This is a genomic window from Streptomyces sp. NPDC021080 (genome assembly GCF_044333225.1).
Taxonomy (GTDB): domain Bacteria; phylum Actinomycetota; class Actinomycetes; order Streptomycetales; family Streptomycetaceae; genus Streptomyces.
Genome location: NZ_JBIRQM010000009.1, coordinates 215,607 through 230,400 on the forward strand (window position 1 = coordinate 215,607; position 14,794 = coordinate 230,400).

Annotated in this window: 17 protein-coding genes and 1 riboswitch; of the genes, 8 read left to right on the plus strand and 9 right to left on the minus strand. The window is 69.2% G+C overall.

The window, feature by feature from the left end:
• Positions 1-5 precede the first annotated feature (5 nt).
• Positions 6-494 carry a MarR family winged helix-turn-helix transcriptional regulator gene (locus ACH4S8_RS23515; RefSeq protein WP_398397057.1) on the minus strand — a complete coding sequence of 163 codons (489 nt, stop codon included), beginning with the start codon at positions 492-494 and terminating at the stop codon, positions 6-8.
• Between the two features lie 139 nt (positions 495-633).
• Between ACH4S8_RS23515 and ACH4S8_RS23520 the strand changes: the two genes are divergently transcribed.
• Together ACH4S8_RS23520 and ACH4S8_RS23525 are read left to right on the plus strand one after the other, a co-directional pair.
• The gene (locus tag ACH4S8_RS23520; RefSeq protein WP_398397059.1) at positions 634-1,842 is read left to right on the plus strand and encodes an MFS transporter; all 1,209 of its coding nucleotides are present in this window, start codon (positions 634-636) and stop codon (positions 1,840-1,842) included.
• Between the two features lie 102 nt (positions 1,843-1,944).
• Positions 1,945-2,364 (plus strand): heme-binding protein, encoded by a 420-nt coding sequence (locus ACH4S8_RS23525; RefSeq protein WP_398397061.1) that lies wholly within the window; start codon positions 1,945-1,947, stop codon positions 2,362-2,364.
• Between the two features lie 98 nt (positions 2,365-2,462).
• Here ACH4S8_RS23525 and ACH4S8_RS23530 read toward each other — a convergent pair whose 3' ends face one another.
• Entirely contained in the window at positions 2,463-3,329 is an 867-nt protein-coding gene (locus ACH4S8_RS23530) for a GNAT family N-acetyltransferase (RefSeq protein ID WP_398397063.1), read from the minus strand.
• Positions 3,330-3,511: 182 nt separating this feature from the next.
• Here ACH4S8_RS23530 and ACH4S8_RS23535 point away from each other — a divergent pair, with 182 nt between their 5' ends.
• Positions 3,512-4,144: an HAD family hydrolase gene (locus ACH4S8_RS23535; RefSeq protein WP_398397065.1), complete on the plus strand. Its 633-nt coding sequence runs from the start codon at positions 3,512-3,514 to the stop codon at positions 4,142-4,144.
• Positions 4,145-4,180: 36 nt separating this feature from the next.
• Here ACH4S8_RS23535 and ACH4S8_RS23540 read toward each other — a convergent pair whose 3' ends face one another.
• The 5 genes from ACH4S8_RS23540 to ACH4S8_RS23560 all read right to left on the minus strand — a co-directional run bounded on the left by ACH4S8_RS23540 (position 4,181) and on the right by ACH4S8_RS23560 (position 7,934).
• Positions 4,181-4,663, minus strand: coding sequence for an NUDIX domain-containing protein (locus tag ACH4S8_RS23540; protein WP_398397067.1), 483 nt, complete (start codon positions 4,661-4,663; stop codon positions 4,181-4,183).
• A gap of 70 nt (positions 4,664-4,733) precedes the next feature.
• Positions 4,734-5,639: a LysR family transcriptional regulator gene (locus ACH4S8_RS23545; RefSeq protein ID WP_398397069.1), complete on the minus strand. Its 906-nt coding sequence runs from the start codon at positions 5,637-5,639 to the stop codon at positions 4,734-4,736.
• A gap of 213 nt (positions 5,640-5,852) precedes the next feature.
• The gene (locus ACH4S8_RS23550) at positions 5,853-7,049 is read right to left on the minus strand and encodes a cystathionine gamma-lyase (protein WP_398397071.1); all 1,197 of its coding nucleotides are present in this window, start codon (positions 7,047-7,049) and stop codon (positions 5,853-5,855) included.
• Positions 7,046-7,537, minus strand: coding sequence for a low molecular weight protein-tyrosine-phosphatase (locus ACH4S8_RS23555; RefSeq protein WP_398397073.1), 492 nt, complete (start codon positions 7,535-7,537; stop codon positions 7,046-7,048). Before ACH4S8_RS23555 ends, ACH4S8_RS23550 begins: the two co-directional genes overlap by 4 nt.
• Positions 7,538-7,556: 19 nt before the next feature.
• Positions 7,557-7,934 carry a phage holin family protein gene (locus ACH4S8_RS23560; protein WP_398397076.1) on the minus strand — a complete coding sequence of 126 codons (378 nt, stop codon included), beginning with the start codon at positions 7,932-7,934 and terminating at the stop codon, positions 7,557-7,559.
• A gap of 81 nt (positions 7,935-8,015) precedes the next feature.
• Between ACH4S8_RS23560 and ACH4S8_RS23565 the strand changes: the two genes are divergently transcribed.
• From ACH4S8_RS23565 to ACH4S8_RS23580, 4 genes are all read left to right on the plus strand, one after another.
• On the plus strand, positions 8,016-8,333 hold the full coding sequence (locus tag ACH4S8_RS23565) for a cupin domain-containing protein (RefSeq protein ID WP_398397078.1): 318 nt from the start codon (positions 8,016-8,018) through the stop codon (positions 8,331-8,333).
• 165 nt (positions 8,334-8,498) lie between these two features.
• Entirely contained in the window at positions 8,499-8,711 is a 213-nt protein-coding gene (locus tag ACH4S8_RS23570) for a DUF5326 family protein (protein WP_326786791.1), read from the plus strand.
• Positions 8,712-9,240: 529 nt separating this feature from the next.
• On the plus strand, positions 9,241-9,999 hold the full coding sequence (locus ACH4S8_RS23575; RefSeq protein WP_398397366.1) for an IclR family transcriptional regulator: 759 nt from the start codon (positions 9,241-9,243) through the stop codon (positions 9,997-9,999).
• A 101-nt stretch (positions 10,000-10,100) separates the two neighbouring features.
• A complete protein-coding gene (locus ACH4S8_RS23580) occupies positions 10,101-10,538 on the plus strand; it encodes an SsgA family sporulation/cell division regulator (RefSeq protein ID WP_398397080.1) in 438 nt (145 codons plus the stop codon).
• An 82-nt stretch (positions 10,539-10,620) separates the two neighbouring features.
• Here the strand turns inward: ACH4S8_RS23580 and ACH4S8_RS23585 are convergent, their stop codons facing one another.
• On the minus strand, positions 10,621-12,144 hold the full coding sequence (locus ACH4S8_RS23585) for a YibE/F family protein (protein ID WP_398397082.1): 1,524 nt from the start codon (positions 12,142-12,144) through the stop codon (positions 10,621-10,623).
• Positions 12,145-12,215: 71 nt separating this feature from the next.
• Positions 12,216-12,372: riboswitch (TPP riboswitch) on the plus strand.
• Here ACH4S8_RS23585 and thiC point away from each other — a divergent pair.
• The gene (gene thiC, locus ACH4S8_RS23590; protein ID WP_398397084.1) at positions 12,365-14,185 is read left to right on the plus strand and encodes a phosphomethylpyrimidine synthase ThiC; all 1,821 of its coding nucleotides are present in this window, start codon (positions 12,365-12,367) and stop codon (positions 14,183-14,185) included. Its footprint overlaps the riboswitch before it by 8 nt.
• Positions 14,186-14,240: 55 nt before the next feature.
• On the opposite strand, the gene ACH4S8_RS23595 is transcribed toward thiC, so the two are convergent.
• The gene (locus ACH4S8_RS23595; RefSeq protein ID WP_398397086.1) at positions 14,241-14,636 is read right to left on the minus strand and encodes a VOC family protein; all 396 of its coding nucleotides are present in this window, start codon (positions 14,634-14,636) and stop codon (positions 14,241-14,243) included.
• Positions 14,637-14,794 lie beyond the last annotated feature (158 nt).

Genomic DNA, 14,794 nt, shown 5'->3' on the forward strand with positions numbered 1-14,794 from the left:
GCACCCTATGAGGGCACGGCCGCGGAAGGCACGGGGTGGACGGGCGCGCTCGCCGACTCCACGACCCGGACCAGGGGTGCCAGGTCGGGGTTCTCGGCCGCGTCGTCGAGTGCCTCGCGCAGGGCGGCGTCATTGGTGGGCCGCGCCTCGGCGAGGAGCTTCAGTCCCGCGTCGCTGACATTCGTGTAGATGCCGCGGCGGTCGGTCGGGCAGAGATAGCGGGCGAGCAGTCCACGGTCCTCGAGACGGGTGACCAGCCGTGTGGTGGCGCTCTGGCTGAGGACGACCGCGTCCGCGACCTGCTTCATCTGGAGATGGCCGCCTTCGCCGTCGTGCTGTCGGCTGAGCACGTCGAGCAGGGAGTACTCGCGCACGCTGAGCTCGTGCTCGGTCTGCAGGGCCCGCTCGATGTGGGCCTCGATCCTCCCGTGCAGCAGGGAGAGCGCGCACCATCCCTGAGCGAGGGCGGTGAGAGCGGGGTCCGTGGCTGTCATGGCGATTCCTCCGTCCCGGAGCGGCTGAAACCAGGATAGGGCACCGATGCAATAGCCCGCTGTTGCATATAGCCCGCGTCTGCAACTATTGTGAACGCAGGCAAAGCGCCCATGCAATCTTCTGGAAGGTGTACCCACCATGCCTCTCGCGCTTCTGGCCCTCGCGATCGGGGCCTTCGGAATCGGAACGACCGAGTTCGTGATCATGGGCGTCCTGCCCGAGGTCGCCGGAGACTTCGGGGTCTCGATCCCCACGGCCGGACTGCTGGTGACCGGCTATGCCCTGGGGGTGGTGATCGGCGCGCCGATCATGACCGCGCTCGGCACGAAGGTGTCCCGCAAGCGAATGCTGATGGTGCTGATGGGGCTGTTCGTCCTCGGCAATCTGATCTCCGCCGTGGCTCCGGCCTTCTGGCTGATGCTCGCGGGACGGGTGGTCGCCTCCCTCGCGCACGGCGCCTTCTTCGGCATCGGGTCGGTGGCCGCCGCCGAACTGGTCGCGCCCGACAAGAAGGCCGGCGCCATCGCGATGATGTTCAGCGGGCTCACGATCGCCAATGTCGTCGGCGTCCCCCTGGGCACGCTGATCGGGCAGTCCGCCGGCTGGCGCGTCACGTTCGCGGGAGTCGCCGCGCTCGGTGTCATCGGGCTGCTGGGCATCGCCCGGCTGGTCCCGGAGATGCCGAAGCCCGAGGGAGTGCGCCTACGCCATGAACTGGCCGCCTTCAAGAACATCCAGGTCCTGCTCGCCATGGCGATGACCGTGCTCGGATTCGGCGGTGTCTTCGCGGCCGTCACCTACATCGCGCCGATGATGACGCACGTCGCCGGCTTCGCCGACGGATCCGTCACCTGGCTGCTGGTCCTCTTCGGCCTCGGCATGGTCGGCGGGAACCTGGTCGGCGGCAGGTTCGCCGACCGCGCGCTGATGCCGATGCTGTACGTGTCTCTGGGCGGCCTCGCCGTCGTGCTCGCCCTCTTCACCGTCACCGCACACAACAAGGTTCTGGCGGCCGTCACGATCGCCCTCATCGGCGCTCTGGGCTTCGCGACCGTTCCCCCGCTGCAGAAGCGCGTGCTCGACCAGGCGCACGGTGCCCCCACCCTGGCCTCGGCCGTGAACATCGGCGCCTTCAACCTCGGCAACGCGCTTTCCGCCTGGCTCGGCGGCGTCGTCATCGCGGCCGGCCTCGGCTACACCGCCCCCAACTGGGTCGGAGCCGTGCTCGCCGCGAGCGCGCTCGTCCTGGCCGTCCTCTCGGCCGCTCTGGAGCGCCGCACGACCCGGCCCGGCGTCGTGATCGCCGCGGGCGTCCCCGCCGAACCGCGGACCGCCGTCCACCACTGACCGGGACCGGGCCCCGCCGCGGGACCAGGGCCGTTCCCGCGGCGTCTCGATCCAGCACCTTCCCGACTCGACACAGAACACCCCCACAAGGAGAAGACCCTGATGAGCACCACCGCCGTCGCCCCCCTGACCACAGAAGATGCCGAGGTCCTCGTCACCGCGGCCCGGCAGGCCGCCGAGGCCGCCGGTGTCCGGATCAGCGTCACCGTCCTCGACGCGGGTGGCCACCTGCTCGCCTTCCGGCGCGACGACCAGGCTGTGCTGATCTCGGGAGAGACCAGCACCCGCAAGGCCTACACGGCACTCCAGCTCGACTCGGCCACCGCCGATCTCGTCGACGCGGTACAGCCCGGCGGTCTCTTCCACACCCTGCCCACCGCGCTCGACCGCCCGCTGCTGTTCATCGCGGGCGGCGTTCCGGTCCACCGCGACGGCCGTCTGATCGGAGCGATCGGGGTCGGCGGCGGTATGCCCGACCAGGACCACGGCTTCGCTGTCGCCGCCGTCGAATCGCTCGTCTGACGCTCGCCCACCGACGCGCCCGCCCGCGGTACGGCAGCCTGGATGTGCCGGTCCCCCCTGTATCCGGGGGGACCGGCACACAGCGTGTCCGGAGCCGCCTAGCCGGCGGCCACGGTCAGCGGCGCGAAGCGACGGGTCCAGTCACCGGGCAGTTCCGGGATCTTGTGCGTCATGACGGCGTTGAAACCGGCGGAGGCCAGTCCGCGTTCCTTCAGCCAGCTCAGCAGGCCTTCGTGCCGCACGTCGATGTCGGTGCGCAGCGGACGGTCGGTGCGGGCGGCGAGCGAGGAGACGAGAGCCTTCGCCGTCTTCGTGTCCCGGGCGATCAGAGGTCCCACGACATGAGTGGCCATATTGGGCCAGGCGGCCGCGTAGCCGATGATCCGGCCGTTCTCCTCGGCCACGCGCAGCTGGTCCGCGAAGGCGGGCAGTCGCGCGATCATGTGCGTGCGGTCGGTGCCGAACACCTCCTCGTCCAGCCGGAGGACGGGGGCGAGATCCTCCGCCGTGGCCGGGCGGGTGAAGACTCCGGCTTCGGAGCCGTCAGGGGCGAACACTCCACGGACCATCTCCGCCTGCCCGGTGACCTTGAATCCCAGCTCTTCGTAGAGCGGGCGTCCGTACACGGTGGCGTGCAGGGTCAGCGGGACCGGGCCCATCTCCTCGATGACGTGTCGCATCAGACGGCGGCCGACCCCCTGACGCGCGTGCCGCTCGGCGACGAGGACCATGCCGATCGCGGCCAGTTCGGGACGCTGGTGGGGGCCGTATCCCGTCACGACACAGGCGGCGACGAGACTGCCGTCCGGGTCGTCGATTCCGTATCCGGTCCCGGCGGCGAGCAGTAGAGCCCACTTGTGCTCCTCACGGGGCCAGCCCCGGTTCTCGGACAAGTCGGCGCAGGCGGCGAGGTCGCGGGGCGTGAGACGACGGATGGGCGAAGCGGCGGGGGAAGGAATCGGCACGCAGGTCAGGCTGTCCGACACGGGTCCATGCCGTCCACCGCTTTCCCGGCACTCCTACCGGCTTTTGGCCATGCTCCGCGCCTGCAGTGATGAGTGTCAGACGGTTGTAGCGATGAGTGCCAGACGGTTTCACGTGAAACCTCGTCCCCTGAACGCCGGTTGTCCCAGTAGCCTCGGCGGACATGGCGAGACTTCATCTCTTCGACCTCGACGGGACGCTGCTCCACGGCAGCACCGCTCCTTTGGAGATCTCCCGGCAGCTCGGTCGGGAAGCCGAGACCATCGCGCTCGAACGAGCCATCTCCGAAGGGCGCATAGGCCCTCCGGAGTATGCGGCGCAGGTGCATGCCCTGTGGACGGATCTCACCGAGGCGCAGGTGACGGCGGCTTTCGACGGTGCGCCCTGGATGTCGGGGATCGAGGACGTGTGGAGGGAGATCCGGCGCAACGGTGACTACTGCGCCGTCATCTCGCTGTCGCCCTCCTTCTTCGTGGAGCGCCTGATGTCATGGGGAGCGCACGCGGCTCACGGCTCGCGTTTTCCCGCGGTGCCGTTCGTGGAGCCGTTGGACCCGGCGGGCATTCTCAGCGCCGCGGCGAAGGTGCAGATCGCCGACCTGCTCTGTGCGGAGTTCGGGGTGAGCCGAGCCGACTGCGTCGCCTATGGCGACTCGGGTTCGGACAGGGATCTTTTCGGCGTTGTCCCGGTGTCCGTCGCCGTCAACGCGGACCGGCATCTGCGCGATCTCGCCACACACTCCTACGCGGGACAGGACCTGCGCGCCGCTTATCGATTGGTAGGCCCCACCCGGTAGTCGCGGGCGGCCGACCTGTGCCGGCTCCTCCGTGGTTCAGCCCAGGTCGGGTGCGTGCATGGCCCGCACGCCTTCGATGTTTCCGTCGAGATAGTGCCTCAGCGACAGGGGCACGAGGTGCACGGAGGCGATACCGACCCGGGTGAACGGGACGCGGACGATCTCGTATTCACCGGTGGGCTCGTCGATCTCGGGACCGTGCCGCAGGGACGGGTCCATGGACTCCAGCCGGCAGACGAAGAAGTGCTGGACCTTCACGCCGGTCGCGCCGCCGTCGTCGCCGATGTGCTCGACGGTGTCGACGAAGCAGGGCACCACATCGACGATCTTGGCGCCGAGTTCCTCGTGCACCTCACGATGGAGTGCTTCGACGACAGTCGTGTCCTCCGGTTCGACCCCGCCACCCGGTGTGAGCCAGTAGGGATCGATGCCGGGCTTGGTGCGCTTGATCAAGATCAGGTCGTCACCGTCGAGCAGGACGGCACGTGCGGTGCGCTTGACCACGGGTCGGACGGTCATGGGAGAAATGTGGCCCGGCTGGTTCCACGTGAAACATCGCGCGGCCGCGATTTCGCGTGAAAGCCCCGACTCAGCTCCAGTCGGAGGCCGCCCGCAGCAGCCATTCGTGCGCTCGGGCGATGTGTGGCATCGCCAGTGTTCCGGTCCGCACGACCAAGAAGTACGTACGCAGCGGGGGGACCGCGGGATCGAGGAGTGCCACGACGTCTCCCCGGTCGATGGCGTCTGAGCAGAGATATTTGGGCAGGACGGCGAGGCCCGCGCCCGCGGAGGCGCAGGCGAGGACCGCCCGGAGATCCGGGACGATCACCGTGCCGGACGCGGCGGGGCGGCAGTCGAAGACCGAGGCCCAGTAGCGGGCGACGAGCGGCAGCGACTCGTGGACCTCGACGACGGGGAAGCCCTCCAGGGCGTGGGCGCCCTTGCGGCGGAGTTTTCCCGCACCGATCTCGGCGGCCCAGCGCGGAGCGGCGACCAGGACATGTTCTTCGTCGCAGAGCGGAGTCGCGGTGAGGAGCGCACCCCGTGGCTGGGCCGTCGTCATGGCCAGATCGTGATGCCCGGCGGCGAGCCCCTCCATCGTCTCCTCCGCGTTGCCGAAGGAGGCGCGCAGTGCGAAGCCCTGGCCGTCGCCGCCGGTCAGTTCCATGAGCGCGGGCAAGGCGCGTTCCGCGGTGAACTCGGGCGGTCCCGCGAGATGCAGCGTGCGAAGGGAAGAGTCGTCGTCGAGACCGGTCTCCGCGATCTCCACGAGTGCGTCGAGATGCGGCGCCGCCTTGTGGGCGAGTTCGTCGCCCATGGTCGTGGGTGTCACCCCGCGCGCCTGACGCAGGAACAAGGGCCGCCCCAACTGGCGCTCCAGCGTGCGGATCTGCGAGGTGACGGCCGGCTGGGACAGGCCGAGCAATGCGGCGGCACGAGTGAAGGAACCGGCCCGGTGCACAGTGACGAACGTGCGCAGCAAGGCCAAGTCCATGGTGCTCTCCCCTTTCAGCACCCCCGCGCGAGCCCCAACTATAAATAAGTCGATAGGTCGCTGTCGCTACCGTGATTGGACACTGACACAGAGTCAACTAGCCTTGTTCGCGCGGTTCTTCGCGCGCAGAACCGGGACGGTCCGAGCCACGAGGGGGGAGGCTCGGACCGTCCGTCGTACGTACGGGGCATGGGTTTCGCGGCGGCGGACGCCCTACCGCGCGGACGCGTCGAGGGCCCGCAGAATGTCCGTCACCAGGTCCTCGGGATCCTCGGCCCCGGCGGAGAAGCGGATGAAGCCCTCCGGCACGGCGTCGCCGCCCCACCGGCCGCGCCGCTCGGCCGTGGACCGCACCCCGCCGAAGCTGGTGGCGTCGTCCACCAGACACAGCGCGTCGAGGAAACGCTCCGCACGCTCACGCGAGGGCAGCGTGAAGGAGACGACGCAGCCGAAGCGGCGCATCTGCTGCGAGGCGATCTTGTACGAGGGGTCGTCGGGCAGACCCGGGTAGCGCAGCCCCGTCACCTCGGGCCGGTCCCGCAGGACCTCGGCGACGGTCTTCGCGGTGGCGGTCTGCCGGTCCGCCCTCAGCTGGAGCGTGGCGAGCGACCGGTGGGCCAGCCAGGCCTCCATGGGCCCGGGAATGGCGCCGACCACCTTGCGCCAGCGTCGTACGGGAGCCATCAGAGCGGCGTTCCTGCCGGTGACGTACCCGAGGAGGATGTCGCCGTGTCCGGTGAGCATCTTGGTGCCGCTGGCCACGGAGAAGTCGGCGCCCAGTTCCAGCGGACGCTGTCCGAGCGGGGTGGCCAGCGTGTTGTCCACCGCGACGAGGGTGCCCTGCGCATGCGCGGCGGCCACGAGGCGCCGCAGGTCGCAGACGTCGAGACCCGGGTTGGACGGCGTCTCGATCCACAGCAGCTTCGCGCCCTCCAGCACCTCCAGCTGGGCATCGCCGGCGGTGGGGGCGGTGCGCACCTCGACGCCGAACGCGGTCAGCTGCTCGCGCACGAGCGGCAGCACCTGATAGCCGTCCTCGGGCAGGACGACGATGTCGCCGGCCCGCAGCTGCGAGAAGAGCACCGCGGAGATGGCGGCCATGCCGGAGGGGAAGGAGAGCGTTTCGGCGGACTCCTGTCCGGGAGCCTCCAGTTCGCCGATGGCGCGCTCCAGGAGAGTCCAGGTCGGGTTCTCGTCGCGGCCGTAGGTGTAGGGGCCGGTGGGCTCACCGGGCAGATGGAAGTGCGCGGCGAAGACCGGGCCGGGAAGGGTCGGCTCGTACTTGACGGGCTCGGGCAGCCCGGCGCGTACCGCCCGCGTGCCGTCGCCCGGCACGCTCGCCCGGGTGCCCCCGTCCTCTCCCGGGCCGGTGCCCTTGTCGTCCGCCGTGCCGAAATCCCCTGACGTCATGCCGCTCGTCCTTCCAGATGCTCTCGTACCGCGGCGAGCAGCCCAGGGCTCGCCGCCTCCACCATCTCAAGACATTCCTCGAAGCCGTCCAGGTGTCCGTAGTACGGATCGGGGACGTCCAGGTCGTCGCCCGCGGCGGGGTCGTAGGAACGCAGCAGCCGGACCTTCCCGGCGTCCTCGGCGCCGTTCGCGAGGCGGCGCAGGGCCCTGAGGTGGCCGGTGTCGAGGGCGATGACGAGATCGAGACGGGAGAACCACGAGGCCTGGAACCGGCGGGCCGCGTGGTCGCTCTCGTAGCCGGCCGCCTCCAGCACGGCGACGGTGCGCTCGTCGGCTCCGTCGCCCTCGTGCCAGCCGTCCGTACCCGCGCTGTCGACCTCGACGAGCTCGCCGAGTCCGGCCCGCGCCACGTGGGCGCGGAAGACGGACTCGGCCATCGGCGAGCGGCAGATGTTGCCGGTGCAGACGAAGCAGACGCGGTAGGTCATGGAACCCTCTCGGTCGTTGTCAGTCGCCGTCGGGCAGCACGACGTTGAGCGCCCAGGAGACGACGGAAATGATCAGGCCGCCCAGGACGGCGGTCCAGAAGCCCTCCACATGGAAGCTCAGGTCGAGTTTGTCGGCGAGCCACGAGGTGAGCAGCAGCATCAAGGCGTTCACCACGAGGGTGACCAGGCCGAGGGTGAGGATGAAGAGCGGGAAGGTCAGTACCTTCACGATCGGCTTGACCAGGAAGTTCACCAGTCCGAAGACCAGCGCGACCAGGAGGAGCGTGCCTATCTCCTTGCCCGTGCTGTCACCCGTCAGGGTGATCTTGTCGAGCAGCCAGACGGCGACGGCCAGGGCCCCCGCGTTGGCGAGCGTCTTGACTACGAAATTCTTCATGTGTCTGATCGTGGCAGAGAGATCGACTGGCCAGAAGAGGCTGTGGAAACAGCCTGTGGTGCACAAGAGCGGACGAGGGCGATGAAGGCATTCCGGCTGGATGAACTGGAGGCGGAACGCGCCGCCAACGACGGCGCCTATCTGCAGTTCCTGCGGGAACGGAACATGTCGGTCGGGCTGTACGCGCTCGACGCGGGCGCCCTCGACCCGCAGAAGCCGCACGCCCAGGACGAGGTGTACTTCGTGGCCAGCGGGCGGGCGTCGATCACCGTCGGCCTGGAGACCACTCAGGTGGCCCGGGGCAGCGTCGTCTACGTGCCCGCCGGGGTCGCCCACAAGTTCCACCACATCACGGAGGATCTGCGGGTCCTGGTGATGTTCTCTCCGCCCGAGAGCTGATCCGGCGTCTCAGGGTTCCCTAGGGGGACGGTCAGGGGAGGACAAGGGGTGCGAGGCCACCGCACGGCCCCCTTTCCGGCCTAGCATCGGATGCGAGACATCACAGAACCCGGAATCAGCGTCCCGGCGTCGGGGCCACGGGCGAGGAGAGGTAAGGACAGGACGATGCAGGAGATCTTCAGCGGTATGCCGTGGTGGGTGAAGTGGGTCGCGGTACCCGTCATCGCCCTGGTGGTGTTCGGCGGTCTGATAGCGAGCGTCGTCGGGTTCGTCATCGGCCTGCTCTTCAAGCTGCTCGTCTTCGTCGCGCTGGTCGGCGGACTGATCTTCATCGTGCGGAAGTTCATGTCGGGTTCCTCCTCGCGCAGCGACTGGTGAGGCGCGAGAGGGTGAGCGGCAGGTAACGGCGAAGAGGGAAAGGGAACCCAAGGTTCCCTCGGCCGGGGGAAGTTTTCCGGTGAGGCCGCATATGGGCGGTGACGGGCCGTTAGAGTCCGGAACCCGCGGGGCCCATCCCGCGGGCAGCGCACAGCTCCCTCCCGTGTTTCCCCGCACGGGCGGTCCTCCTCGCTCTTCGGAGTGCCCCTTGGCCACGGTCGACACCGCACCCGCACCATCCGTCGCTCCTCCCTTCCGGCGGCCGGGCACGCCCGCGGCGGCACGCGTTCCACCGGCCCAGCCGCGCACCTCGCCGGGGGAGCAACCCCTTCCGCACACTTCGCCGGCCCCGCCCAGGGAGCCGGCGCCGCCCGGCACTCCGACAGGGCAGGCACCCGCCCGGCGCGCCGCGCCGGCGGAAAGGCTCACCGGGCACACCAGGCCGCCGCTGACGCGCGGTACGCCGTCACCGGTCACGGGGACGGCGCGACCCGCTCACGCCCCTTCCACGGAGCCGGAAGCCGCTCCCCTGGACTCCCACACCACCACGTTGATCGGCTCGGTCCAGCGCGCGATGCGTCTGCTGGAGGCCGTCGCCTCGCGCGACCGGGGCGCCCCCGCCAAGCAACTCGCCCGGGAGGCGGGACTGGCGTTGCCGACGGCCTACCACCTGCTGCGCACCCTCGTCCACGAGGGCTACCTGCGCCGTGACGGAGGGCTGTTCTTCCTCGGCGAGGCCACGGAGCGGCTGAGCGGCAGCGGAGCCCGGCAGAAACGTCGCAGCACCATGCGGGACATGCTCGCGCACTGGCGCGACGCGATCGGGGCCCCCGTGTACTACGCGGTCTACCGCGAGGGCGAGATCGAGGTCATGCATGTCGCCGACACGCTCGCGAACCCCGCGGTCCAGGAGTGGGCCGACTTCCGCGAGACCGGGCACGCCCATGCGGTCGGCCAGTGTCTGCTGGCCCAGCTGGACGACAAGTCCCGGCGTGACCACCTCGACCGCTACCCGGTGCGGTCGCTCACCCCGTACACGGTGCGTGACAAGGACCGTCTGCTGAGGCGCCTGGAACGGACGGGGCGGATGGAGCCGGTGATCGAGCGGCAGGAGTACGCGCTGGGCACGGTCTGTGCCGCGATCCCGGTCACCGCGGGCAGTTCGGCCGCGGCGGTGGCCTTCTCCCTCCCGTCCCACCAGGGTGAGCGGCTGATGCCCGTGGCGCGGAGGCTGCAGAGCGAGGTCGGCGGACTGCTAACAACACTCGCCATCTCTATCAGTATCTGAAAACTCACTCCTTGTAATGCGACATGTACGTTGAGCAATATTTCCAGCAGTGTCAGGTGGGACGACTCCTGGCCAGTCGACGGCAAACGACGGGGTAGGCGATGCGCGAGTCGGTACAGGCAGAGGTCATGATGAGCTTCCTCGTGTCCGAGGAGCTCTCCTTTCGCATTCCTGTCGAGCTGCGCTACGAGACCTGTGATCCGTATGCCGTGCGGCTGACCTTCCACTTGCCCGGCGACGCGCCTGTGACCTGGGTGTTCGGGCGAGAACTGCTGATCGACGGGGTGGGCAGGCCCTGTGGTGACGGCGATGTGCACATCGCTCCGGCCGAACCGGAGGCGCTCGGCGAGGTGCTGATCCGGCTTCAGGTCGGCGGCGATCACGCGCTGTTCCGGTCCGGGACCGCGCCGCTCGTCGCGTTCCTCGACCGGACGGACCGGCTCGTTCCGCTCGGGCAGGAACGCTCCCTCGAGGGTTTCGACACGTCCCTCGACGCCGTGCTCGACCGCATTCTCACGGAGGAGCAGAGCGCGGGCTGAAGCCTCGGCGGCCGGGAGCGGAGTAACGCTTCCTCACAAGGGCCGCCGGTGCAGGACGGTTTCAAGGTTTCTGCGGGACGGGTCAGTGCTTGCGGCGACGTCCCTTCCCGCTCCGGGCCGGCGTCCCGGCGGCCGCGGGCTGAGCGGGGACGGCCGTGCCGCCCACGCGGTCCGCGGCGACCACCAGGGCGGCCAGCGCGGTCGTCACCGGCACCGCGGCGACCAGACCGATCGACCCGACCAGCGTGCGCACGATCTCCTCGGCGACCAGTTCGCTGTTGGCGACCGTGCCCACGCTGCTCTGCGCGATCGAGAAGAGCAGCAGCAGCGGCAGTGCGGCGCCCGCGTAGGCCAGGACGAGCGTGTTGACGACCGACGCGATGTGGTCGCGGCCGATCCGGATGCCCGCGCGGTACAGACCGCGCCGGCCCATCGTGGGGTTCGCCTCGTGCAGTTCCCAGACAGCGGACGTCTGCGTCACCGTCACGTCGTCCAGGACACCCAGCGAACCGATGATGACGCCGGCCAGCAGGAGGCCGCTCATGTCGATGGACGGGTACAGACCGTGGATCAGGCCGGTGCTGTCGTCGGTGTTGCCGGTCAGTACGGCCCAGTCGATGAAGACCGAGCCGAGGAGGCCGATCAGCACCAGCGAGAGCAGGGTGCCGACCACCGCCACGGAGGTACGGGCCGACAGACCGTGACACATGTAGAGCGCGATCAGCATGATCGCGCTGGACCCGACAACGGCCACCAGCAGCGGGTTCGAGCCCTGCAGGATCGCGGGCAGGATGAAGAAGTTGAGGATCAGGAAGCTGATGGCCAGGGCGACCAGTGCCATGACACCGCGCATGCGGCCGATCACCACGACGACCACCGCGAAGATCACGGAGAGCAGCGTCAGGGGCAGCTTCCGGTTGGCGTCCGTCACCGAGTACTGCAGGTCCTTGGGGGCGGAGGGCTCGTACGCGACGACGACCTTCTCGCTCTGGTGCAACTGCCGTGACTGATCAGGCTGAACGATCTCGGTGAAGGTGCGGCCCTTGTCCTTTCCGGTGTCGATCCGGACCGTCGCCTTCTTGCATTCCCCCGTCGTCCCGCGCCGGGCGGAGGAACCCCCGGCGGCGGAGCCGGCGGCCGTCGCGGACCCCGAGGAGGCGTTGACGGACTTGCAGTCCACCTGGTCGATCTTCGTGACCGTCGCCTGCTGGGTCTGCCGGTCGAAGCCGACACCGGTGCGCTCGTGGGCAGGAGCGCCGCCGGGCCACAGCACCACGAGACCCACCGCGACCGCGGCCGCGAAGGGGATCAGTACCGCGGCGATGACCTTGCGCAGATGCTTGGAGACCGGCGCGGCGGGACCGTGGCTGTGGGAATGTCCGTGCCCACCGCTCGCGGGCTCGTCGCGCCCGCGCCGGGGACCCGGCCCGTGCCCGTCGTCGAAGCCGAGGTGATCACTGCCCGGTCCATGCCCGTGCCCGTGCCCGTGCCCGTGCTCGTGCTCATGTCCAGGGCCGTGGCCGGAGCCATGCCCGCGGCCGCCGTCGGAGCCGGGGCGCCGCGGTGGCTCGGACGAGGGGAACGGGTGCTGCCGGGTCGTCGTCACCGCCCGATCATCGCAAGAACGTCAAGGGCCCCCTGTTCACCGCGCCAGACATGACGCTAGCGTGGAGGCACCTTTGCACACGCGGGAGCTCGGAGCACCGGGCTGAGAGGGCGCTGACCTCCGTCTTCGCGATGTTTCACATGAAACATCGGCGATCGGAAGCCGCTGCGTCGACCGCTGAACCTGTTACCGGGTAATGCCGGCGTAGGGAGTAGGTCTCATGACCGACAAGGATGTACGCACGCCTGCCTCCAGCCGGACGGACGGGGCTTCCCCGCCGTTCGCGAACGGCGGGGACGGAAAGTCCATCGGCTGGCACAAGGCCTATGTCGGGGGTACGCGCCCCGATCTGCGGGTGCCGGTCCGCCAGGTGCACCTCACCAACGGGCAGTCCGTGACGCTGTACGACACCTCCGGCCCGTACACCGATCCGACGATCGACACCGATGTGCGCCGGGGGCTGGCGCCGCTGCGCGAGAGCTGGATCATCGCCCGTGGGGACACCGAGGAGTACACGGGCCGCCCTGTCCGTCCCGAGGACGACGGGATCAAGCACACGTCCCCGCGTGGAGGACTGCGCAACCTCGACGCGGTCTTCCCCGGCCGGCCGCGCCAGCCGCGCCGGGGGCGCCCCGGACAGGCGGTCACCCAGCTCGCCTACGCGCGGCGCGGTGAGATCACGCCCGAGATGGAGTTCGTGGCGGTCCGGGAGAACGTCGATCCCGAGGTCGTACGGGAGGAGATCGCCGCAGGCCGGGCGGTCCTGCCCGTGAACGTCAACCATCCGGAGATCGAGCCGATGATCATCGGCAAGCGGTTCCTCGTGAAGGTCAACGCCAACATCGGCAATTCCGCGGTCACTTCCTCCATCGAGGAGGAGGTCGAGAAGATGACCTGGGCGACCCGCTGGGGCGCCGACACGGTCATGGACCTGTCCACCGGGCGCAACATCCACACCACGCGGGAATGGGTGCTGCGCAACTCCCCCGTACCCATCGGCACCGTGCCGCTCTATCAGGCACTGGAGAAGGTCGACGGTCGTGCCGAGGAACTGACCTGGGAGATCTACAAGGACACCGTCATCGAGCAGGCCGAGCAGGGCGTGGACTACATGACGGTCCACGCGGGGGTGCGCCTGGCGTATGTGCCGCTCACCGCGAACCGCAAGACCGGCATCGTCTCGCGCGGCGGCTCGATCATGGCCGCCTGGTGCCTCGCGCACCACAAGGAGTCGTTCCTGTACGAGAACTTCGAGGAGCTCTGCGAGATCCTCGCCGCGTACGACGTCACCTACTCGCTCGGCGACGGGCTGCGGCCGGGTTCCATCGCGGACGCCAACGACGCCGCGCAGTTCGCGGAGTTGAGGACGCTCGGGGAACTCAACAAGGTCGCGAAGCGTTTTCAGGTACAGACGATGATCGAAGGCCCGGGGCACGTCCCGATGCACAAGATCAAGGAGAACATCGACCTTCAGCAGGAGATCTGTGATGAAGCTCCGTTCTATACCCTCGGCCCGCTGACGACGGACGTCGCGCCGGCGTACGACCACATCACCTCCGGCATCGGTGCCGCGATGATCGCCTGGTGGGGCACGGCCATGCTCTGCTACGTCACGCCCAAGGAGCACCTGGGCCTGCCCGACCGTGACGACGTCAAGACCGGCGTCATCACCTACAAGATCGCGGCCCATGCCGCCGACCTCGCCAAGGGGCACCCGGGTGCGCAGGAATGGGACGACGCGCTCTCCGACGCCCGCTTCGAGTTCCGGTGGGAGGACCAGTTCAACCTGGCCCTCGATCCGGACACGGCGCGGGAGTTCCACGACCGGACGCTGCCGGCCGAGCCCGCCAAGACGGCCCACTTCTGTTCCATGTGCGGGCCGAAGTTCTGCTCGATGAAGATCAGCCAGAACATCAACGAACGGTTCGGCGGTGACGTGGCCGAGGGAGCCTCGGCCGAGGAGATCTCCGCGGGCATGCTGCAGAAGTCCCGGGAGTTCGCGGAGGCGGGCAACCGCGTGTACCTGCCGCTGGCCGACTGAGCCGCTCCACGAGGACGCGGTCCGGGGGTGCCCCCGGACCGCGTCCTCGGCAGGCTCACGGTGTGACGTCCTCGGGGTACCAGCGCAGCTCGACGGTGTTGCCGTCCGGGTCCTGGACGTAGACCGAGGTGGCGCTGCCCCGCGCACCGAAGCGTTTCACCGGCCCCTCGAGCACGGTGAAGGATCCCGACGCGATGACCTGGTCCCAGTCCAGCGGTTCCACGGTGAGACAGATGTGGTCGACGTTGGACCCCTCAGGGGCATGGGCGACCAGGTCGATGATGGTTTCCGCGGTGACCCTCACCGACGGGAACGGGGCCTGGCCGCGCCGCCACGCGTCGACGCGTACGGGTTCCAGGCCGAGAAGGCCGATGTAGAACTCCAGGGACCGCTCGACGTCCTCGACGTTGAGGACCAGGTGGTCGAAGGCCTTCACGCGCAGGGTGGTCATGTCGTCTCCAGGGCGACGGCGTGGCGGAGCCACGCGCTGGACAGGGCGGGTCGATCTCGTCGGCACGGCCGGGCTCGGTTCTTTTCCCGAAGCCCGGTGGACGCCTCTACGATCCGCCGCGGGACGGATGCCATCAAGGCAAGATCGCTACACGACTG